At 66.5% G+C, this 19,301-nt stretch carries 16 protein-coding genes; 10 read left to right on the top strand and 6 right to left on the bottom strand.

The features are described from left to right. Positions 1-671 precede the first annotated feature (671 nt). Positions 672-1,583: a bifunctional GNAT family N-acetyltransferase/nucleoside diphosphate kinase regulator gene (locus tag PSm6_RS25505; RefSeq protein ID WP_265170572.1), complete on the bottom strand. Its 912-nt coding sequence runs from the start codon at positions 1,581-1,583 to the stop codon at positions 672-674. Positions 1,584-2,050: 467 nt separating this feature from the next. Here PSm6_RS25505 and ssuD point away from each other — a divergent pair, with 467 nt between their 5' ends. Together ssuD and PSm6_RS25495 are read left to right on the top strand one after the other, a co-directional pair. Then, positions 2,051-3,181, top strand: coding sequence for an FMNH2-dependent alkanesulfonate monooxygenase (gene ssuD / locus PSm6_RS25500; RefSeq protein ID WP_265168581.1), 1,131 nt, complete (start codon positions 2,051-2,053; stop codon positions 3,179-3,181). 134 nt (positions 3,182-3,315) lie between these two features. Next, positions 3,316-3,522: a tautomerase family protein gene (locus tag PSm6_RS25495; protein WP_265168579.1), complete on the top strand. Its 207-nt coding sequence runs from the start codon at positions 3,316-3,318 to the stop codon at positions 3,520-3,522. A 110-nt stretch (positions 3,523-3,632) separates the two neighbouring features. On the opposite strand, the gene PSm6_RS25490 is transcribed toward PSm6_RS25495, so the two are convergent. Next, positions 3,633-4,517: a LysR family transcriptional regulator gene (locus tag PSm6_RS25490; RefSeq protein WP_043245889.1), complete on the bottom strand. Its 885-nt coding sequence runs from the start codon at positions 4,515-4,517 to the stop codon at positions 3,633-3,635. 91 nt (positions 4,518-4,608) lie between these two features. Between PSm6_RS25490 and PSm6_RS25485 the strand changes: the two genes are divergently transcribed. After that, positions 4,609-5,652 carry an NAD(P)H-dependent flavin oxidoreductase gene (locus PSm6_RS25485; protein ID WP_043245890.1) on the top strand — a complete coding sequence of 348 codons (1,044 nt, stop codon included), beginning with the start codon at positions 4,609-4,611 and terminating at the stop codon, positions 5,650-5,652. Between the two features lie 158 nt (positions 5,653-5,810). After that, positions 5,811-6,707, top strand: coding sequence for a TauD/TfdA dioxygenase family protein (locus tag PSm6_RS25480; RefSeq protein WP_021221664.1), 897 nt, complete (start codon positions 5,811-5,813; stop codon positions 6,705-6,707). Positions 6,708-6,749: 42 nt separating this feature from the next. On the opposite strand, the gene PSm6_RS25475 is transcribed toward PSm6_RS25480, so the two are convergent. Further along, entirely contained in the window at positions 6,750-7,580 is an 831-nt protein-coding gene (locus PSm6_RS25475; RefSeq protein ID WP_021221665.1) for a cache domain-containing protein, read from the bottom strand. A gap of 456 nt (positions 7,581-8,036) precedes the next feature. Between PSm6_RS25475 and PSm6_RS25470 the strand changes: the two genes are divergently transcribed. Next, on the top strand, positions 8,037-8,660 hold the full coding sequence (locus PSm6_RS25470) for a LuxR C-terminal-related transcriptional regulator (protein WP_184490411.1): 624 nt from the start codon (positions 8,037-8,039) through the stop codon (positions 8,658-8,660). A gap of 837 nt (positions 8,661-9,497) precedes the next feature. Here PSm6_RS25470 and PSm6_RS25465 read toward each other — a convergent pair. Next, positions 9,498-11,138, bottom strand: a complete 1,641-nt coding sequence (locus PSm6_RS25465) for a hybrid sensor histidine kinase/response regulator (protein ID WP_021221667.1) — start codon at positions 11,136-11,138, stop codon at positions 9,498-9,500. Between the two features lie 216 nt (positions 11,139-11,354). On the opposite strand from PSm6_RS25465, the gene PSm6_RS25460 reads away from it, so the two are divergent. Beyond that, on the top strand, positions 11,355-11,855 hold the full coding sequence (locus PSm6_RS25460) for a hypothetical protein (RefSeq protein ID WP_021221668.1): 501 nt from the start codon (positions 11,355-11,357) through the stop codon (positions 11,853-11,855). A gap of 86 nt (positions 11,856-11,941) precedes the next feature. Here PSm6_RS25460 and PSm6_RS25455 read toward each other — a convergent pair whose 3' ends face one another. Continuing rightward, positions 11,942-12,805: an acid phosphatase gene (locus PSm6_RS25455; RefSeq protein WP_265168577.1), complete on the bottom strand. Its 864-nt coding sequence runs from the start codon at positions 12,803-12,805 to the stop codon at positions 11,942-11,944. A gap of 34 nt (positions 12,806-12,839) precedes the next feature. Further along, the gene (locus PSm6_RS25450) at positions 12,840-14,114 is read right to left on the bottom strand and encodes an OprD family porin (protein ID WP_371876973.1); all 1,275 of its coding nucleotides are present in this window, start codon (positions 14,112-14,114) and stop codon (positions 12,840-12,842) included. Positions 14,115-14,651: 537 nt separating this feature from the next. Between PSm6_RS25450 and PSm6_RS25445 the strand changes: the two genes are divergently transcribed. The 4 genes from PSm6_RS25445 (at position 14,652) to PSm6_RS25430 (ending at position 19,295) form a co-directional block, all read left to right on the top strand. Next, positions 14,652-15,029: a DUF4189 domain-containing protein gene (locus PSm6_RS25445; RefSeq protein WP_021221671.1), complete on the top strand. Its 378-nt coding sequence runs from the start codon at positions 14,652-14,654 to the stop codon at positions 15,027-15,029. A 137-nt stretch (positions 15,030-15,166) separates the two neighbouring features. Beyond that, positions 15,167-15,562 carry a DUF2946 domain-containing protein gene (locus PSm6_RS25440; protein ID WP_021221672.1) on the top strand — a complete coding sequence of 132 codons (396 nt, stop codon included), beginning with the start codon at positions 15,167-15,169 and terminating at the stop codon, positions 15,560-15,562. A gap of 54 nt (positions 15,563-15,616) precedes the next feature. After that, complete coding sequence (locus PSm6_RS25435; RefSeq protein WP_043245891.1) at positions 15,617-17,782, top strand: TonB-dependent receptor; 2,166 nt, start codon at positions 15,617-15,619, stop codon at positions 17,780-17,782. Between the two features lie 10 nt (positions 17,783-17,792). Further along, a complete protein-coding gene (locus PSm6_RS25430) occupies positions 17,793-19,295 on the top strand; it encodes a PepSY domain-containing protein (RefSeq protein WP_265168575.1) in 1,503 nt (500 codons plus the stop codon). Positions 19,296-19,301: the final 6 nt, after the last annotated feature.

Here is a 19,301-nt window from a genome sequence, read left to right as displayed (position 1 = left end):
GTCGAGGTCCATGCCTCAACAGCGCCAGCCTTCACTTCCTAATGCCCGGCTGGCTTCGCTTATCTACGGCGACTGCGTAATTGCAACGTAGACAGTGGGGTTATTTTTGCAAGCAAGCGGATGGCGGCGGCAAAGACCGAAGACGGCGCGTTGAAAGCTGCCCGGGCGATCAGGAAATGGCGGGCGCAGATGCAGGCCACGAAATCCGGGACCTGTGGTGAAGCGCGAATTCGTTTGTGGAACGCAGCGTCAGGTATCCGGTTATGGATAGCGAAGCGCTGATGAGGAATGGCTCTAGAAAGTTGCAGCGCGGCTGACTCAGGGGTGTTACAGAAGCAGCAGATGCGAACGATGGACGCGGCTGAAAACCAAGGAGCCGACATGGCGAAGTGCGCACCTGGAAAATCGGATCAGCAGATCGACGTGGTGAGATCACCAATGGAGGTTGTCGAAACGCAGTGAGGAGCAGAAATGATCGAAACGGTGAAAGTGGCCATTTTGAGCGTTGAAATCTGTGCCCTGGGCGCCTGCTGGGAAAATACGAAATTACCTATAATGTAGATTATGTTAAATCACATATTAATAGGTTAGGCCGATGAACTCATCAGCCCTCCCTGCTTCATCAAATCGCCGATTTCCCGTCCTTGGGATCCTCGCCAGTTGGACGAACGCTAGAGATGGAAATCGCCCGCTGCTTCCGGCTGGTACAGCACCTTCCTGATTTCGATCCGGCGCGTCCGATCAGCCACTCGCCAATCGATTACATCGCCTTCCTGGTAACCGAGGATGGCGGCGCCGATGTCGGAACACACGGAATGCTTCCCTGCGCTGGCGTTCGCGTCTTCGGGATACACCAGGGCCACTTCGATCTCTTCGTCGTCCAGTCGCAGCAAGGCCCTGGAGTTCATCGTCACGACATTGCGCGCCACCTGCTGCGGCGTGACCACCAGGGCTCGCTCGAGCTCATGTTCGAGTTCCACGACGGCCGGCCCTTCCTCGAGCACGATCAGGCTTTCGAGCCTGGCCTTGTCGATCTCGGTGATATAGATCCCGGTGGAATCGCCAAGGGCCCCTTCGCGCAACAGCTGGAGGTAGCGCCCCGCCGTCATGGCGAATGACTTCAATGCCGGCGTTTCGCTCTCGAGCTGGAAGCCGCTGCGCAGAAAAGCGTTCAACGACCGCGTGTTGTCCGGGTGGATCTTGGCGACGAGCGTCTTGGCCCGCATGTCGAGGAAGGCCAGCTTCATGCCCTCGCGGATGGTGCGGGCGCCAAGGTTACGGCCCCATTCGCCGCGGTTGCCGATGGCCAGGACCATTTCGCAGTTCGCGCCGGTCTTGATGAGGCGGACGAAGCCCACCGGGGTGTCGTGCCTGTCGAAGGCCATGAAGAAGCGGCCGTCGCGGTTGAACAGATGGGTCAGGATCGGGGCTCGAGTCCGCTCGATGGCCTGCTCGATGGTGCGTGAGACATCATCGGAATCGCTCAGGTAACGGGTGACGCGCTCATCTTCCAACCAGTCCATCAACGTCAGTGCATGGGCCCGAGTGATTTCCGGGCACAGCGAAATGAAAGGCTTGTTCATCTTCACCACAGCTCTTCGTCAAGGATGAAAGCCCTTCATGGCTTCGGCCATGACGGTTCTTTCGGCGACCCGCGACTTTACGGGAATGCCGAACGACTTGCGTACCTCTGTTTCGACATTAAGCGCTTCCCGACAGGTGAACGCGGTGCCCAAAGGGCTCCAGCACACCCGCCCCGCCCTGCCCCCTACGGCCTGCTCAGAGCAGGTCGCCACCACGACCAATCAATCCCGGACATCCCGGCCTGCCAATCTTTTCGGCACATGAATATTCCTGAAAAGTATTTATCGACGAAATATAAGAGCGAATAGGATATAAGCCGATCCGACGGGCAGCGCCTTTTCTGCGCCTCTTCCCCAAGGACTGCTCGACAGAGACTTGCCCAAGCAAGCGCCTTCCCGCCCTGCGTTGCACACCCATTCATGCGCCCTGCCCCTGCAGGACGCTAGTCTGCAACGAGGATTGATCCATGAGCTTCGACCTTTTCTGGTTCCTGCCGACGTCCGGCGATACCCGTTTCCTGGGCCGTTCCGAGACTGGCCGCCCGGCCACCAACGCCTACATGCGGCAGATCGCCGTGGCGGCGGAGCAGCTCGGCTACGACGGCGTGCTGATCCCCACCGGCGCCAGTTGCCTCGACCCCTGGGTAACCGCCGCCAGCCTGGTGCCCGTCACCCAGCGCATCAAGCTGCTGGTGGCCCTGCGCACCACCCTCGGCAACCCCACCGCCACCGCACGCCAGGCCGCGAGCCTCGACCAGGCCAGTGGCGGGCGCCTGCTGCTCAACGTGGTGCCGGGTGGCGACGCCACCGAGCTGGCCGCCGATGGCGTGTTCCTTGACCACGACGCGCGCTACGCCGCCTCGGACGAGTTCCTCACCATCTGGCGCCGCCTGCTGCAGGGCGAAACCGTCGACTTCGACGGCGAGCACCACAAGGTCCGTGGCGCGCAGAACTTCTTCCCGCCGTTGCAGAAGCCCTACCCGCCGCTCTACTTCGGCGGCTCCTCGGTGGCCGCCCACGAGCTCGCCGCCAAGCATGTGGACGCTTACCTGAGCTGGGGCGAGCCGCCGGCGGCGGTGGCCGAGAAGATCGCCGACGTGCGTGCCCGCGCGGCCAGGCATGGGCGCACCGTGCGCTTCGGCGTACGCCTGCACGTGATCGTGCGGGAAACCGAGGAGGCGGCCTGGGCCGCTGCCGACGAGCTGATCAGCCACCTGGACGACGCCACCATCGCCGCCGCCCAGGCCAACTACGCGCGCATGGACTCCGAAGGCCAGCGGCGTATGGCCGCCCTGCACCAGGGCCGGCGTGACCGCCTGGAAGTGGCGCCCAACCTCTGGGCCGGCGTCGGCCTGGTACGTGGCGGCGCGGGCACGGCCCTGGTGGGCGACCCGCAGACCGTCGCCGCGCGGCTGCAGGAATACGCCGACCTGGGCGTCGACAGCTTCGTGCTCTCCGGCTACCCGCACCTGGAAGAGGCCTACCGCTTCGCCGAACTGGTGTTCCCGTTGCTGCCCGGCAAGCGCAAGGTCACTGTCGACGGCAACTTCACCGGCGGTGCCTTCGACGTCCGTGCCGGCAAGGGCCAGGCCGCCTAGCAAGCCCCGCTCACGGGTGATAACTGAAAATTCCGACCCTGCACTCATCCACGGAAGGGGAACATGTGCCGCTAGAGTCCCCAGGCCGGCAGCATTCGCTACGGTCCCATTCGCTACCGCCAGAGGAGCTCCAGATGCCATTCGTCAATGTCCGTATCACCCGTGACGGCGTCACCCGCGAACAGAAGGCCCAGGTCATCGCCGAGATCACCGAGACCCTGCAACGGGTCCTGGGCAAGGCACCGGAATACGCCCATATCGTCATCGAGGAGATCGACACCGATAACTGGGGTTATGCCGGTGTCACCACCACCGAGTACCGCAAGAGCCAGCCCAGTTGAGGGCGAACGGCAGCAAACGCGCAGGGAGGCCTGTGCCTCCCTCGATCGAGCGGCTGCGCCGCCATGGGCTCGAGCGGCCAGCTGCAAGTGTGCAGCGCCCCGCCGCCTGGCTAGCGCGCCAGCAATGACTCGCGCAAACGCTCGAACGCCGCCGTGGCATAGCCCTCGCGCCAGACCAGCAGCGTATCCACCGGCATCACCGCCAGCGCGGTGAGCGCCGGGCTCTCCCGGTACAGCGCGAGCACCGAGCGCGGCACGATGCCGGCGCTGTCCCCCGCGCTGACGCAGGCGAGGATGGCGTGGTAGGAACCCACCTCGCGCACCTGCAACGGCGTACCTTCACTACGGTGCTCGGCCAGCCAGCGCTCGGCGAGCAGGCGGTAGGTGCAGCCCCGGGCGAAGCAGGCCAGCGTGCCGACACGGATGTCCCCCGGCGAGGCCGCTGGCGGGTGGTCCGGCGGCAGCACCATCACCAACTCTTCATGGAACACCGGGCTGGCGCACAGGCCGCGTTCCAGCGCCTGGCCGGCGAGGTCTTCGCGGTGCAAGGCATCGGGGTGGGCCACCAGGGCGCAATCGAGGCGGCTGGACAGCACCCCCTCGATCAACGCCTGGCTGGTGCCGGTGGACACCTCCAGGGACACCGCCGGGCACTCGCGGTGATAGCGCGCCAGCACCGCCGGCAAGCGGCTGGCCGCGGTGCTCTCCATGCTGCCCAGGCGCAACGTGCCGCTAGCCAGGTCCGGATGCATGGCTTGCCGCGCCTCCGCCGCCAGGGCCAGCAGGCGTTCGGCATAGGCGAGGAATTCACGGCCCTTGTCGGTCAGCGCCATGCGCTTGCCGTCCCGTTGGAACAGCGGCACGCCCAGCTCATCTTCCAGTTGCTGGATGCGCGTGGTGACGTTCGATTGCACCCGTTGCAGCTGCTGGGCGGCACGGGTCACGCTCTGCTCGGCGGCGACGGCGCGGAAGATCTCGAGGCTGGTCAGGTCCAATTTCAATCTCTTTTGGAGAACAAGTTGATCTAAATATTCTCTTTATGAGATTTTGCGTCAAGCCAACCATCGACCGAGAGGCCTGCCGAACATGTTGCTCACCGAACTGCTGGGGATCGACATCCCCCTTATCCAGGCGCCCATGGTGGGGGTTTCCACGCCGAAGCTGGCCGCCGCCGTGTCCAATGCCGGCGCCCTGGGCTCCATCGGCATCGGCGCCAGCACGCCTGAGCAGGCGCGGACGATGATCCGCGACACCCGCGCGCTCACCGCCAAGCCGTTCAACGTCAACCTCTTCTGCCACCAGCCGGCCCAGGCCGACCCGGCGCGCGAGCAGGCCTGGCTCGAGCACCTGCGCCCACTGTTCGCCGAATTCGACGCCGAGCCGCCGACCACCCTGCGGGAGATCTACCGCAGCTTCCTCGATGACCCGGCCATGCTCCAGGTGCTGCTGGAAGAAGCCCCGGCGGTGGTCAGCTTCCACTTCGGCCTGCCGCCACAAGGCTGGATCGACCCGTTGAAGGCTCGCGGCATCCGCCTGCTCGCCACCGCTACCAGCCTGGCCGAAGCACGGCTGATCGAAGCGGCCGGGGTCGACGCCATCGTCGCCCAGGGCGTGGAGGCCGGCGGCCATCGCGGCGTGTTCGAGCCCGAGCAGGATGCGCTGATCGGCACCTTCGCCCTCACCCGCACCCTGGCCAGCCAGACCCGCCTGCCGGTGATCGCCGCCGGCGGCATCATGGACGGCGCCGGCATCCGCGCCGCCCTGCAGCTGGGTGCGAGCGGCGCACAGCTCGGCACCGCCTTCATCCTCTGCCCGGAATCCGCCGCCAACGCCGCCTACCGCGAGGCCATGAAAAGCCCACGGGTCGAGCGCACCGCCCTCACCGCCGCCATTTCCGGCCGCGCCGCCCGGGGCCTGCCGAACCGGCTGTTCAGCGATGTCGGCCACCCCCGGGCCCCTGCCCTGCCCGACTACCCCATCACCTACGACGCCGCCAAGGCGCTGCACGCCGCCGCCTCGGCCAAGGGTTGCGACGACTACGCCGTGCAATGGGCCGGCCAGGGGGCGCCCCTGGCCCGCGCACTGCCCGCCGCCGAACTGGTGGCCACCCTCGCCCGCGAACTTTCGTGATGATGTAGCCCGGGCTTCAGCCCGGGGCGCCTGAACCAAGGGAGGCCCAGCGCCTCCCTTTCACTTCCCGTCCGGACTTTGGCCGGACTCGCCGTGGCAAGGCGCGGCCAGCTTGGCCATGCTGAGCAGGCCCATGACAACGATAAGAGGTGGCCGCCATGTTCGAGTTCTACCATGCCCATCCCAGCGTCAACCGTGCCCTGCAGACCCGCCGATTCCAGACCCTTCCCGCCACCGGCGCCCTGGGCGCGGATGTCAGCGGGGTCGACCTGAAACAGCTGGACGAGGACGGCTTCGCCGAACTGCGCCAGGCGCTGCTGCACCACAAGGTGCTGTTCATCCGAGACCAGCAACTGGAAGTCGAGGACCTGGAACGGGTGACCCTGGCCTTCGGCGAATTCGGCCGCGAGCCCTATGTGAAGTGCATGCCCGATCACCCGAACGTGGTCCATGTGGTCAAGGAAGCAGACGAGAAGACCCCGGTGGTCTTCGGCGGCGCCTGGCACACCGACTGGTCGTTCCAGGAGAAGCCGCCGGCCTTCACCCTGCTCTACGGCAAGGACATCCCGCCCTTCGGCGGCGACACCTTCTTCGCCAACCTGGCGCTGGCCCATGACTGGCTGTCGCCGCCGCTGCAGGCCTTCCTCCAGGGGCTGGACGCCATCCACAGCCCGGAGCGCGCCTATGGCGTCGGCGCCGCGCACAACAAGCTGCTGGAGAACATGGACATCCGCTTCGGCGAAGCCACCGATGGCGAGGTGCGCCGCCATCCGCTGATCACCCGCCACCCGGAAACCGGGCAGCGGGTGCTCTTCGTCAACCCGGCCTACACCAGCGGCATCGAAGGGCTGCGGCCCTCGGAGGCAACGGCCCTGCTGACCCACCTGTTCAGCGTCGCCGCCCAGCCGACCTTCACCTGCCGCATGCGCTGGAGCCCCGGCACCCTGGCCATCTGGGACAACCGCAGCACCTGGCACCTGCCCATTTCCGACTACCACGGCATGCGCCGCGAGATGTACCGCACCACGGTGGTCGGCGAGGCCCCCAGCCGCTAGCCCCGCAGCGGGGGCTGCTCGCCGGCCGCCCCCGCGCGCCCGTCAGTCGCTGTAGTAGCCGGTCACCACCAGGTAATGGCCGACCTTGCGCAGCAGCGCGTGCTTGTACTCCACCTTGCCGGTCACCGGGTTCTTCCAGCGGTACTCGTAGTCGCCCTTGTCGGCCTTGGTCATCAGCTCGAGGATCGGCGCACCCACCGGCTTGCCTTCGGGGTCGTCGATGGTGGCGAAGTCCACGCCAACCAGGCGCAGGTTGTAGCCGTGGGCGACGTAGCGGCGGTCCTGCAGGTCGATCACGAAGAGGTACAGGTCGTCCTCGCGGAAATCGGGCGACAGCGCATTGATCGCCTTGATGCTCCCCGCCGCGTCGGCCTCCATCGCCTTCACCGCGCGGGCCATGAACTGGTGGGCCTGCTCGGGCGTGGCCCGGGGCAGGTAGTGACCGACGGCGATGATGCGCTCGCCGACCCGGCGGAAATACACCTCCTTGCGCTCCACATGTCCGTCGCGCCAGTTCTTCCAGCGGTATTCGGCGGTCTGCACGCCCTGCTGCTCGGTGGTGGCCAGCACCTTCTGGAAGGCGTCGCGCAACTCCGGTTCCAGCACCTGGGACACATCGCGGCCGATCAGCACCGCCGAGGGCCCGCCGCTGGCCAGCATCACGCCGTGGGTGTCCACCACGAACACGTAGCGGTCCTCCTCGATGAACTCGCCCTGGCGGCTGAAGACGGCCAGCGCCGCATCACCGTGCGCCTGGTAATAGTCGACGGCGCGGTCCAGCAGCGCCCGCGCCTTCATTGCATCCAGCGCCGGGTCGGCATGGGCCAGGCAGGCGAACAACAGGCCGAAGGCCAGGGCAATGCGTCGGATCATGGGTACTGCTCCTTGCGCCCACAGGGGCGATGGCGGCGACCACCTGGCCGCAATGAATGATGGATGTACGCCTATGCATTCTTGCCCACTCCACGGATATCGCCAGAACAGGGAGGCAGCTGCGACTCGAGCTGGCTATGCCCGTTGCCAGCCAGGGAAGCGCTCCGCAACCGGGTGGACAGCGCACCGCCACGCTCTTCGCGCGCCTGGCATGCAGCGGCGGAGGCGACGGTTGCGAGCGCTGAAGCACTGAAAAGCACTCTTTCGAGGGACATTGCCGATGGTCGATGCGGCGATCTGTTCGATGGCGTGACCGGCGATTTGTCTCTAACCTGAGACACTTTCAGGGAAGAACCACGGGCTGCAGGATGCAGGCAGTCGATTATCCGAAGCACGCGGGCCAGGTCGACACGCCGTCGAGGGCTTGCGGCTTCCCAAGAACAAGACAAGAAACGGATGTCCGAAGAAAACAGTTCCGAACGCATCATCGTTGCCGACGATCACCCCGTATTCCGCGATGGTCTGCGGCGTATCGTCCAGCGTGTACTGCCCACCGTGCAGGTGGAGGAAGCCGGCAGCATGGAGGAAGTGCTCGCCCTGGCCAATGAGGGCGCTGCGCCCAGCATGTTCATCCTCGACTTGCTCTTCCCCGGCCAGTCCGTCGAGGCCATCGGCGCACTGCGCCAGGCCTTCAAGCGCAGCTCCATCGTCATCGTTTCCATGGTCGACAGCCAGAAGGCCGTCGATGAAGTCATGGCCGCCGGTGCCGACGGCTTCATCGGCAAGGCCATCGCCCCCGACGAGGTCGGCGAGGCGCTGCTGGCCATTCGCGAGGGGGATTTCGTGGTGCGCTTCGGCGAAACCGGCCTGCTCGCCCACGACGCCGAACTGACCCAGCTCACCCCGCGTCAGCAGGACGTGCTGCGGCTGATCGCCAACGGCCTGTCGAACAAGGAAATCGCCCGCGAGCTGGACATCTCGCCCTTCACCGTGCGCATCCACGTCTCCTCGCTGCTGCGCACCCTGGGCGTCAACACCCGCGCCGCCGCCGCAGCCAAGGCCGCCAAGGCGGGGATCTAAACCCCACTTATCCGATATCGCCACTAGGTAGCCCGGGCTTCAGCCCGGGAGCAGCGATATCAGGCCCCGCTTCGGGCCCTCTCTATAGGAGCGGCTTCAGCCGCGAAAGACCTTCTGCAGGCACCTGGCTATGCGTGGGCGGACACCCCATCGCGAATGAATTGGCTCCCACGAGGCGGGCATGTGTGTGGGCTTCAAGGTCGCTTGGTGGATGAAAAAAGCGTCATCCACCCTACACATCGGTCAGCGCCGTGGTTCGGGTTGGGCACGGCGCCGTAGGTTGGCGCCGAGCTCAGCGAGGCCCAACACAACCATGTTCGGCCCCGCTTCAGGCTCTCCCTGTGGGAGCGGCTTCAGCCGCGAAAGACCTATCGCCAGCCCATGGCCATGCGAGCGGCCGGACACCCCATCGCGAATGAATTCGGCTCCCACGAGGCGGGCATCCGTGCGGCCTGCAAGGCCGCGTGGTGGATGAAAAAAGCGTCATCCACCCTACACGCCGGTCAGCGCCGTGGTTCGGGTTGGTCACGGCGCCGTAGGTTGGCGCCGAACTCAGCGAGGCCCAACACAACCATGTTCGGCCCCGCTTCAGGCTCTCCCTGTGGGAGCGGCTTCAGCCGCGAAAGACCTATCGCCAGCCCATGGCCATGCGAGCGGCCGGACACCCCATCGCGAATGAATTCGGCTCCCACGAGGCGGGCATCCGTGCGGCCTGCAAGGCCGCGTGGTGGATGAAAAAAGCGTCATCCACCCTACACATCGGTCAGCGCCGTGGCTCGGGTTGGGCACGGCGCCGTAGGTTGGCGCCGAGTGCAGCGAGGCCCGACACCACCCCGCTTAACTAGCCGCGGCCTGCTCCGGCATGCCCAGCTTCAACGCCATCAACACGGAGCGCAGCTCGGCCGGGTGGATGGGTTTGGAGAGGATGGGGATGTCCGGGTCGGCCACCGATTCCTGCACCCGGCGTACTTCGTGGCCGGTGATGACCACTGCCGGCACCTTCCAGCCGCTGCGGGCGCGGACCTGGTCGATGCAATCGGCCCCTGACAGCTCGGTGTCCAGGTCGAAGTCAGTGATCACCAGGTCGCATTGCACATCGCCCGGCGGCAGCGAGGGCCGCGCCTCGACGATGCAGCCCCATTTCTCCAGCAACGTGGCGGTGGCGCGCAGCACGTTGCCGTCGTCCTCGATGAGGATCACCCGCAGGCCGTCGAGCATGCGCAGTGGCGCGCGCCGTGCCGGCAGCGGTGCATGGCGTGGCGCCTCGCTGGCAATCAGGCCGCCAATGGACACGCTGGTGCCCCGCCCCAGGCGCGAGGCGATGCGGATCTCCAGCCCCATCAGCTCGGCCAGGCGCTTGACGATGGCCAGGCCCAGGCCGACGCCTTCGATGTCCTTGTCGCGCACCTGGCGCACCCGGTAGAACTCGTCGAAGACGTTCTCCAGGTGCTGCGGGGGAATGCCCCGGCCCTGGTCGTGGACCTGGATGACGAAGCGCCCTCCACGGCGGCGGCAGCCGATCAGCAGCGGCTTGCCCGGCGCGTACTTGAGGGCGTTGGAGAGGATGTTCTGCACCATGGTCGCCAGCAGATGCGGGTCGCTCAGCACATGCAGCCCGCGCGGCACCCGCAGGCGGATGCGCACCCCGGCCCAGCGCGCGGCCTCGGCATTCTGTTGCACCAGGTCCTCCAGCAACTCCCCCAGCGCCACCGGCTGCGCCCGGGGCACCACCTTGCCGCCGTCGAGGCTGTACATGTCGAGGATCGAGCGGAACAACTGCGACACGCTGTGCAGCGACTTGTCGATGCTGTCCACCAGTTGCCGTTCCTCGTGGCCAAGGTCGGCATCGCGCAGGCAGGCGGTGAACAGGCTGATGCTGTGGATCGGCTGGCGCAGGTCGTGGCTGGCCTGGGCGAGGAAGCGCGACTTGGCCAGGTTGGCGGCGCTCTCCGCCTCGGTGGCGCGGCGGGTCTGGCCCAGCAGGATGTTCACGTACGCCGGCACGATGATGGTGGTCACCACCAGCGTCAGCACCACATAGGGCTGTTCCTGCCAGTAGGAGTTGAACAGGGTGATCACCCCCAGCGCCGCCAGTGCCAGCAGGGTGGACACGGCCAGGTAGCGCGAGCCGAAGCGCAGGCCGTTGCCCACCGTCACCCACAGCAGCAGGCCGTAGGCCGGCAGCATCGCCGCCCCGCCCACGCCCATGGAAAACCCGATGCCGGCGTAGTCGTGGACCATGGAGAACAGCCGCCGCGCGGGGTAGTTGCCGGGCCGCCGCACAATGGCCATCAGCAGCACGAAGGACACCACCAGAAACAGCGAGTTGTAGACGAGGATGGGCACTGCCAGCTCTTCGGGCATGCGCCCCATGAGCTGGACAGCCGCGGTGTAGAGCGTTGCGAGGCTGGTGATCACCAGGCGGACGACCGCCTGGGAGCGTTCGGTGTCGATGGCGCTACTGCGGGGAGCGGTCATGCGGAGTCCTGTCCGTTCAGGGTGCCCGGTTGAACGGGCCTCGTCCTTTTTTGAGGGTGACACCTTATGCGCCACCCTCCCGCATGATCAAGCACGCCGGCTTGCGGCTGCCGCTCCCCTGACCAATGGCGCCGAGCCACCGTTGATCATTCTTCCCGAACCCTTCCCGCCGCCATGGGCCGTAATTCCTGTAACCCCACTGTTCTGGAGAACCCCATGAAACTGAACACATTGACTGCCTTCCTGCTCAGCGGCTGCCTGGCCGGAGCCTCCCTCACCGCGCTGGCCGAAACCGATGGCGGCACCGGCCCCACCGTGCCCGGCCCGAGCACGCCCGGCTCGCCCACCGCGCCTTCCACCGACAGTGGCAGCGGGACCGGCTCCGGCGCCCAGTCACCGGGCAATGGCATCGGCGGCCCGAGCGCACCGGGCGGAACCGGGTCAGGGACCGGCGGAGCCGGCAGCGGCACCGGAGGCCAGGGCGGCGCCCCCACCCCGGGCACCAATGGCACCGGCACGGGTACAGGAACCGGCACTGGCACCGCGCCTGGCGGCACCGGAACCGGCGGTTCGGGAACGGGCGGCGCTGGCACCGGCTCCGGGACCGGCGGTGCGGGCACGGGTACCGGCGCTCCCGCCGGCACCGGCGGTACAGGCGGCTCGGGCTCCTCGGGTGGCAGCGGCAGCGCCACCGGCGGCTCCAGCGGCAGCCAGTGACCAGCCTGCGGGCAACCACGCTTCCCGCGTGGTTGCCGCGCCTGCCGAAGCGGGCCCAACAGCGTCAAGGTCTTCTCCCTGGCGCTCTAATCGATGCCCGCCGCCAGGGCTCGAGCCTCAGCGGCACAGTCGCGACCGCTGTCCAGACCCTGGCTGCGCGCGGTTGCGAGTTCCTTTCGGGCCATGGCGAAATCGGCCTGGAAGGTCGGATCGCTGTGCAGGCGTGCCACGGCGGTGGAACCCACCTCACGCCCCTCACGGATATCGCTGTACCAGTGCACGTTGCACACCATGCGGCTCTCCGAATAGGCCCGGCCACGGGCCCAGATGGCGTCGGCATGTTCCGGAGCCAGTTCGCTCAGCACCAGTGCCCAGGCCCAGCCAATCGCGCTATGCCCGGATGGATAGGAACCATCCTTTGCCAGCTTCGGCTCATCCTCCGGGGTGCAACTGGGCTGCTGGTTCAGCACGAAAGGCCGAGTACGGCTGTAGCGCGTCTTGGCGCTGTAGGTCGCCAGGCCGGCGTCGGCCAAGGTCCGGCGCAGTAGCCTGTACAACGCCGGTGTCTGCTGCTCGCTGATGGGCGCACCCAGGGCACAGGAAAAGGTCCCGGCGGCAGCGGGGAATTTCAGGTCGGCATCGCGGATAGCCAGCTCCCAGCGCGCACTGCCCCGCAAAGCCTGGCTTTTTGCGGCCAGTGTCTGGTCCAGCAGGAACGCCGGCGTGCCAGCAGCAGGCGGTGGCGGTAGCAGCGCCAGGCTATTGGGCAGGTCTTCCTTCTGCAGGTAGCCCACCAGGTAACCCGGGCGGAATTCCGGGATCGCTTGCTCCGGGTCAGCTTGCCTGGCTTCGCTTGGGTTGATGAGCGTCAGCAACAACAGGCTGGCCAGACAGTTCGATACGTGACGTTGCATAGGAATAGCCTCTTTATATTTATAGGTGCGAGCCATTGCAGTGGTTTCGTTATTGAATCGCCGAAATTAACTACCGGATGACCCACGAGTAGTTGAACATCAGGCGTGTATCGTTGGTGTCGCGCTGGAAGTTAACCGCGTGATTGGAACGAAAGACCGCACTGCGCAAGCGAACACTGACGTCCTTCAGCGGACCGTTCTGCACGACATAGCGCAGTTCATTATCCAGCTCCCAGGACGTGCCGATCTTGCGAGTTCCGATGATCTCGGCATGGTCGCCGAACATATAACGGCTATTGAGACTAAGGCCGGGTAATCCCAGGCCGGCGAAGTCATACCCATAGCGCAATGCCCAGGAACGCTCCTTGGCATTGGCGAAGTCGCCGAGTATCGACAAGTTGATCAGGTTGGCATCCGAGCCCAGGAGGTAGGCGTAGCCGGTATCCCCCATCATCCGCTGGTAGGCCACGCCGAGACTGTGGCCGGCGTAGGCATACCCGAGAAACCCCTGCAGGGCCCGGTTGTCGATCTTGCCGCCCTTGGCGCCTCCATGGTCGCGCATGTAGCTCAAGCGCAGGTCGCTGCTCAGGGCTCCGGCACCCAGGGCGCCCTTGTGGCTCAGGACGAAGACTTGCTGGCGGTAGATATCCTCCAGTTGGGCGATGTGGTAGCGACCCAGCCAGTGCGCCTGGAATCGGTAGTCGACCCCGGCCGTGTCGAAGTGCGCCGCCGTCGCGCCATGCCCCTGGAAGCGCCGGTTCAGGGTGTTCAGCCGCAGTGGCGTGTACTGCGTGGCGTTGCGCTGCATGACCCGGCTCAAACGCCCTGCGGTCAGCTCCAGGTTCTCGAACTCGGCGGAGGTCAGCAGCCCGCCTTCGAACAGCTGCGGGAATAGGCGACCATCGTTGGGTTTGAGTGTCGGCAGGACCGGCGGCGCGAGTGACCCGAGCTTGAGCTGGGTCTTGCCGGACTTGATCTTCCCGGCCAGGGCGAGCTTCGAATAGTCATCCTTCGCACGGCCATTGCGGTCCACCTGCAGCAACCCGGTACCGCTGCTCCCCGGCGCCGAGTCCAGCTTGACGCCGAGCATGCCGATGGCATCGACGCCAACGCCCATGCTGCCTTCGGTGAAGCCCGAGTCCAGGCGCAGGATGAAACCCTGTGCCCACTCCTCACGGTCGGCAACACGGCCCTCGCGAAAGTCACGATTGAAGTAGTAGTTGCGCAGGTCCAGCCGAGCGCTGCTGTCGTCGATCAGATCGGCCGCTGCCGGCATGGCCAGCGCCCCTGTGCAAAGCAGGATCGAGTAATTGCGTCTTTGAAGTGGCAAGCATCTTGAAAGCATTGCATCGTCCTCTTTTATTGTTGTTCTTGGAGCAAGGCGACGTGTGGCGTTTTTATTGAAGCGTTGCAGGTTTATTCACTTGCGCGGCAGGTGCAGGTGTAACTCTGGCTCGACAATTTCCAGGTCATTAAGGGGTTTTATTGACCGCGTGACGCCTTGAACTGACGAGGCCGAGGCTAAAGTGCAGGCAAACTTAAACAAGAACCATCAAGCCCATGAATGAGGCACTACGTGAATCAGTCCGATAATTACCTGTCCGCGCCAGGCAAGTGTCATATCAGTGGAATATCCAAGTGATCTTTTATTGCGAGCGTTGTAAGTAATTTAAGTTTTGCCGTAAGAACTTACTTACTTGGAAAGCCACCCTAATTGTCTGCTTATTCATAGGGGGCAGTGTGAGTACTGGCACGCGAGGACTGCGCGTACGGTGTCAGTGCAGCGAGTGATGGCGAAATACTAGCCATCGTCATCCCTTCCCTTTAGTCTCCCTCCACCCGCACCCACCTTCCCATCCTGCGGGCCCTTCGAGGACTCACCATGCAGCGGACCCTGGCTATCGCCCGCAAACTTTCCCTGTGCCTGGCATTCGGCCTGGCCGCCACCCAGGTGCACGCTGCCGGCGCCCTGGCCATCGACAGCAACCAGGGCCTGCAATACGGCTTCGCCTACGACTACCCGGACCTGTCCCAGGCCCAGGACCGCGCCCTGAGCGAGTGCGGCAGCAACTGCGAAGTGGTGCTGAATTTCGAAAGCGGCTGCGCCGCCTACGCCGCCGACCAGGTCAATGGCTCCACCGCCTATGGCTGGGGCGCCGACTTCAACGCCGGCAACGCCCAGTCCCGCGCCATTTCCGAATGCCAGGACCGCGGCGGCAACGCCTGCCTGGTGCGCAGCTGGGGCTGCAACAGCGAGTGATAGCCAGGGCGCCGTCGGCTGGCCCGATGCGCGCCCATTGCCCACTTTCCCGGTTATTCCTGCCCGCACGGCCCTGCGGCAAAACGCCACGAGCGGCCACTCCCGAGCGGCCCATCGACCTGCTAAAGTCGCCGCCCATGAAATTCACCCGCACCGAACGCCCGCTGATCGCCTGGATGCTCTACGCAAGCGTCCTGTTCAGCCTGTTCGCCTGCGGTATTCACCACGGCCAGATGAGCGGCCTGGCCCTCAGCGGCCTGGGCGGTGCCTTCTGTTCGGCCACCGACGCCGAAGGTGCCGGGATCGACGACAGCGGCAAGCAACTGCCCCAGCTCGCCTCCCAGTACAGCTGCCCGCTCTGCTCCTCTTTCGCCCCGGCCGTGGCCCTCAGCAGCATCGGCTGGCAGATCGACGCCTTCCTCGGCGTGCCCGCGACACCGATCGAAGCCCACAGCTGGCCGCAACCGCCGCCGCGTGAACTCTGGCCTTCCCTCAACCCCCGCGCCTCCCCCACCTCTTCCTCGCTCGCCTGACCACTTGGCGCCTTCGCGCCGGATCCCCTGTGCACGCTCGACTAGGAAGAGCCGATGAACCCGAAACACACCTGCCTGGTGCTGCTGGCCTGTGCCTGCTCGCCCGCCTACGCCCAACACGCCAGTAACGCCCTGGAACTGCCCGCCAGCACCATCAGTGCCGCCGGGGAAAAGCCCGGCCTTGATCTCGACGCCGCTGCCGAAGGCACCTCGCGCCTGGGCCTCAGCCCCCGCGAGAACCCCGCCTCGGTGGCCATCGCCGGCCGCGAGAAGATCGAGCGCATCGGCGCGCGCAATTCCCTCGATGTCGCCAACGCCCTGCCCGGCGTCAACGCCTCGGCCCCGCCCGGCTGGGGCGGCTACGTCGCCTACCGCGGCTTCAACGGCGCCCAGGTCAACCAGCTGTACAACGGCATCAGCCTGCAATACACCAGTGCCAACCGCCCGGTGGACGCCTGGATCTACGACCGCGTCGAGCTGATCGGCGGCCCCTCCTCCTTCCTCCACGGCAGCGGTTCGGTGGGCGGCAGCCTCAACTACGTCACCCGCCTGGCCAGCCGCGAGAACAGCGGCGAGGCGCGCATCCGCTATGCCCGCTTCGACGACCGCGAGGTCTCCATCGGCATCAACCGCGTGCTCAACGACGGCCCCGGCCCGCACCACTACGCCCGCCTCGACTACAGCCGCAACGACGGCAACGGCTACATCGATCGCCAGGAGCGCGGCGCCGGCAACTTCGCCTTCTCCCTGCTCAGCGACCTCACCGACAACCTCTCCCACACCCTGGCCATCGAGTACCTGGAAGAGAAGGAAGACAGCCCCTACTGGGGCGCGCCGACCCTCAACCCCAAGGCCGGCGAACTGAAGATCGACCGCCACGATCGCTTCTCCAACTACAACGTCGAAGACGGCCGCTACGAGCAGCGCACCCGCTGGCTGCGCTCCATCACCGACTACCGCTTCGATGACGCCAGCAGCTTGCGCAACACCTTCTACCACTACGAAGGCCAGCGCGATTACCGCAACTTGGAGACCTACCGCTACACCGCCGACAACAGCGCCATCCAGCGCACCGGCGCCTACCTGCAGCGCCACGACCAGGAGCTCAACGGCAACCGCGTGGAGTTCCTGCACAAGGCCGAATTGTTCGGCCGGGCCAGCGACTGGGCCTTCGGCCTCGACTACAGCGTCAACCAGCAGGCGGTTTACCCGCGCTCCTCCTCGGCGATCTTCGACACCGTGCAACCCGGCGCCTTCGACCCCGGCCATTTCGACGACATCCCCGGCATGGCCGCCGGCCTGGTCAAGGCGCGCAGCAACGAAGTGAAGACCACCTCCGCCTTCGCCGAGAACCGCCAGCAGCTCACCGACGAGCTGGCCCTGGTCACCGCCCTGCGCTACGACCATATCGAGCTGGACGCCACCAACCACGGCGCCGTCAGCGCCAACGCCCCGTCCTCCTTCGAGCGCCGCTGGGACGCCGTCACCGGGCGTGCCGGGCTGGTCTGGCAGTTCACTTCCGACGCCAACCTCTACGTGCAATACAGCACCTCGGCCGAGCCGCCGGGCGGCACCCTCACCGGCGCCAGCTTTACCCAGGTGCGCGACTACGACCTGAGCACCGGCCGCCAGGTGGAAGTGGGCAGCAAGCTGGACTTCGACGAAGGCCGCGGCTCGGCCACCGTCGCCGCCTACCGCATCGTCCGCAAGGACTTCCCCATCGCCGACGCCACCAACCCCAACAGCACCATCCAGGCCGGCCAGCAGACCTCCGACGGCATCGAGATCGCCGCCTCCTACCGGCTCACGCCCACGCTCACCGCCGAAGGCAATTTCGCCTGGGTCGACGCGCGCTTCGACGAGTTCAACGAAGTGGTCAGCGGCGCCAACGTCTCGCGCAAGGGCAAGACCCCGGTCAACATCCCCGATCGCCTGGCCAACCTCTGGCTCAGCTACGAGCTGGCCGAGGACTGGCGCACCGGCGTCGACGCGCGCTACGTGTCCTCGGTCTACGCCAACAACGCCAATACCCAGTGGGTGCCCTCCTACACCCTCTACGGCGCCTTCGTCGAACACCGCCTGAGTGCCGACACCAAGGTCACCGCGCGCCTGCGCAACCTCACCGACGAGGTCTACGCGCGCTTCATCCACCAGACCGGTGCGCAGTACTACCTGGGCGAGCCGCGCAGCCTGGAACTGGCCCTGGACATGCGCTTCTGAGGGCCGCCGGATGAAACGCCACCTGTACCTCTGGCACCGCTGGCTGGGCATCGGCCTGTGCCTGTTCATGGCCCTGTGGTTCGTCTCGGGCGTGGTCATGCTCTTCGTCGGCTACCCGAAGCTGACCCAGGCCGAGCGCCTCGCCCCGCTGCCGCCCCTGGCAGCGGGCTGCTGCGTGGAGCCCGGCGTGGCGCTCGCGGCCAGCGGCCGCAGCGAAGCCCCCTCGAGCCTGCGCCTGGTCAGCATCGCCGGCGAGCCGCGCTACCTGCTCGGCTACCGCGACGCCAACCTGGCGGTGGACGCCCGCGACGGCGTCCTGCTGGGCGCCCAAGGGCCGCTGCAGGCCCTGGCCAGCGCGCGCAGCTTCAGCGGCGCCGAAGCCCATTACCTGGAAGGGGTGGACGAAGACCTGTGGAGCCACAGCCGCGCCCTGGATGCCGACCGCCCCCTGCACAAGGTGCGGGTGGACGACGCCGCCGGTAGCCTGCTCTACCTGTCCTCGCGCACCGGCGAGGTGGTGCGCGACGCCGGGCGCATGGAGCGCGGCTGGAACTACCTGGGCGCCTGGCTGCACTGGCTCTACCCGCTGCGCGGCGGTGTGCTGGATGGCCTCTGGGCCAACATCGTCATCTACCTGTCCCTGGCGGCCACGGCGATGGCCGTGCTGGGTGCGGTGGTCGGCCTGCTGCGCTGGCGTTTCTCCAGGCCCTACCGCAGCGGTTCGCGCTCGCCCTACCCGGCCGGCTTCGCCCGCTGGCACCACCTCACCGGCCTGGGCTTCGGCCTGCTGCTGATCGCCTGGATCTTCAGCGGGCTGATGTCCATGCGCCCCTGGCACCTCACCGAAGGGCGCTCGCCCCTCACCGCGCGGGATTTCCAGGGCGGCGAGCTGCGAGGCGGCGCCTTCCATGTGGGGGTGAACGAGGCCCTGCAACGCTTCCGCGAAACCGGCCTGGAGCCGGTGGAACTGCAATGGCGGATGCTCGGCGGCGCGGCCTACCTCGGCGCCCTGGATGCCCGGGGCGACAGCCGCGTACTGCCTCTGAACGGCGCAGGCCCGGCCCTGGCGCTGCTGCCACGCAGCATCCTGGAAGCCGCCGCACCGGAGCCCGTGGCGCAAGCCGACTGGCTGGAGGCCTACGACGCCTACTACTACCCCCGGGGCGAAGCCAGCATGTACGGCGGCCAGCCGAAGCGCCTGCCGCTGCTGCGCCTGGCCTTCGACGACCCCGGCCACAGCTGGGTGCAGATCGACCCCTACAGCGGCGCCGTGCTGGATGTGCTGGACGACAACCGTCGGGTCGGGCGCTGGCTGTTCAACCTGCTGCACAGCTGGGATTGGCAGCCGCTGCTGGAACGGCCGTTGTTGCGGGAGGTGCTGATCATCGCCTTCAGCCTCGGTGGCCTGGCCATCAGCGTCAGTGGCGTGGTGATCGGTTGGCGCCGGTTGCGCCCCAGGCGCAGGCCGGTGCGTTCCCGCGTGCCTGCGAGGGCGACTGCGCGCCAACCGTGACGCGCA

The organism is Pseudomonas solani (assembly GCF_026072635.1).
Taxonomy (GTDB): domain Bacteria; phylum Pseudomonadota; class Gammaproteobacteria; order Pseudomonadales; family Pseudomonadaceae; genus Metapseudomonas; species Metapseudomonas solani.
Note: the sequence above shows the minus strand (reverse complement) of the source record. Positions and strands in the feature narration are given on the sequence as shown.

What these genes read in the sequence shown, in the direction of transcription:
- PSm6_RS25450 (WP_371876973.1), bottom strand. Translation starts at nt 14,114, where the DNA reads ATGCTTTCAAGATGCTTGCCACTTCAAAGACGCAATTACTCGATCCTG.
- PSm6_RS25495 (WP_265168579.1), top strand. Translation starts at nt 3,316, where the DNA reads ATGCCATTCGTCAATGTCCGTATCACCCGTGACGGCGTCACCCGCGAA.
- PSm6_RS25465 (WP_021221667.1), bottom strand. Translation starts at nt 11,138, where the DNA reads ATGACCGCTCCCCGCAGTAGCGCCATCGACACCGAACGCTCCCAGGCG.
- ssuD (WP_265168581.1), top strand. Translation starts at nt 2,051, where the DNA reads ATGAGCTTCGACCTTTTCTGGTTCCTGCCGACGTCCGGCGATACCCGT.
- PSm6_RS25445 (WP_021221671.1), top strand. Translation starts at nt 14,652, where the DNA reads ATGCAGCGGACCCTGGCTATCGCCCGCAAACTTTCCCTGTGCCTGGCA.
- PSm6_RS25460 (WP_021221668.1), top strand. Translation starts at nt 11,355, where the DNA reads ATGAAACTGAACACATTGACTGCCTTCCTGCTCAGCGGCTGCCTGGCC.
- PSm6_RS25505 (WP_265170572.1), bottom strand. Translation starts at nt 1,583, where the DNA reads ATGAACAAGCCTTTCATTTCGCTGTGCCCGGAAATCACTCGGGCCCAT.
- PSm6_RS25485 (WP_043245890.1), top strand. Translation starts at nt 4,609, where the DNA reads ATGTTGCTCACCGAACTGCTGGGGATCGACATCCCCCTTATCCAGGCG.
- PSm6_RS25480 (WP_021221664.1), top strand. Translation starts at nt 5,811, where the DNA reads ATGTTCGAGTTCTACCATGCCCATCCCAGCGTCAACCGTGCCCTGCAG.
- PSm6_RS25470 (WP_184490411.1), top strand. Translation starts at nt 8,037, where the DNA reads ATGTCCGAAGAAAACAGTTCCGAACGCATCATCGTTGCCGACGATCAC.
- PSm6_RS25455 (WP_265168577.1), bottom strand. Translation starts at nt 12,805, where the DNA reads ATGGCTCGCACCTATAAATATAAAGAGGCTATTCCTATGCAACGTCAC.
- PSm6_RS25475 (WP_021221665.1), bottom strand. Translation starts at nt 7,580, where the DNA reads ATGATCCGACGCATTGCCCTGGCCTTCGGCCTGTTGTTCGCCTGCCTG.
- PSm6_RS25430 (WP_265168575.1), top strand. Translation starts at nt 17,793, where the DNA reads ATGAAACGCCACCTGTACCTCTGGCACCGCTGGCTGGGCATCGGCCTG.
- PSm6_RS25435 (WP_043245891.1), top strand. Translation starts at nt 15,617, where the DNA reads ATGAACCCGAAACACACCTGCCTGGTGCTGCTGGCCTGTGCCTGCTCG.
- PSm6_RS25440 (WP_021221672.1), top strand. Translation starts at nt 15,167, where the DNA reads ATGAAATTCACCCGCACCGAACGCCCGCTGATCGCCTGGATGCTCTAC.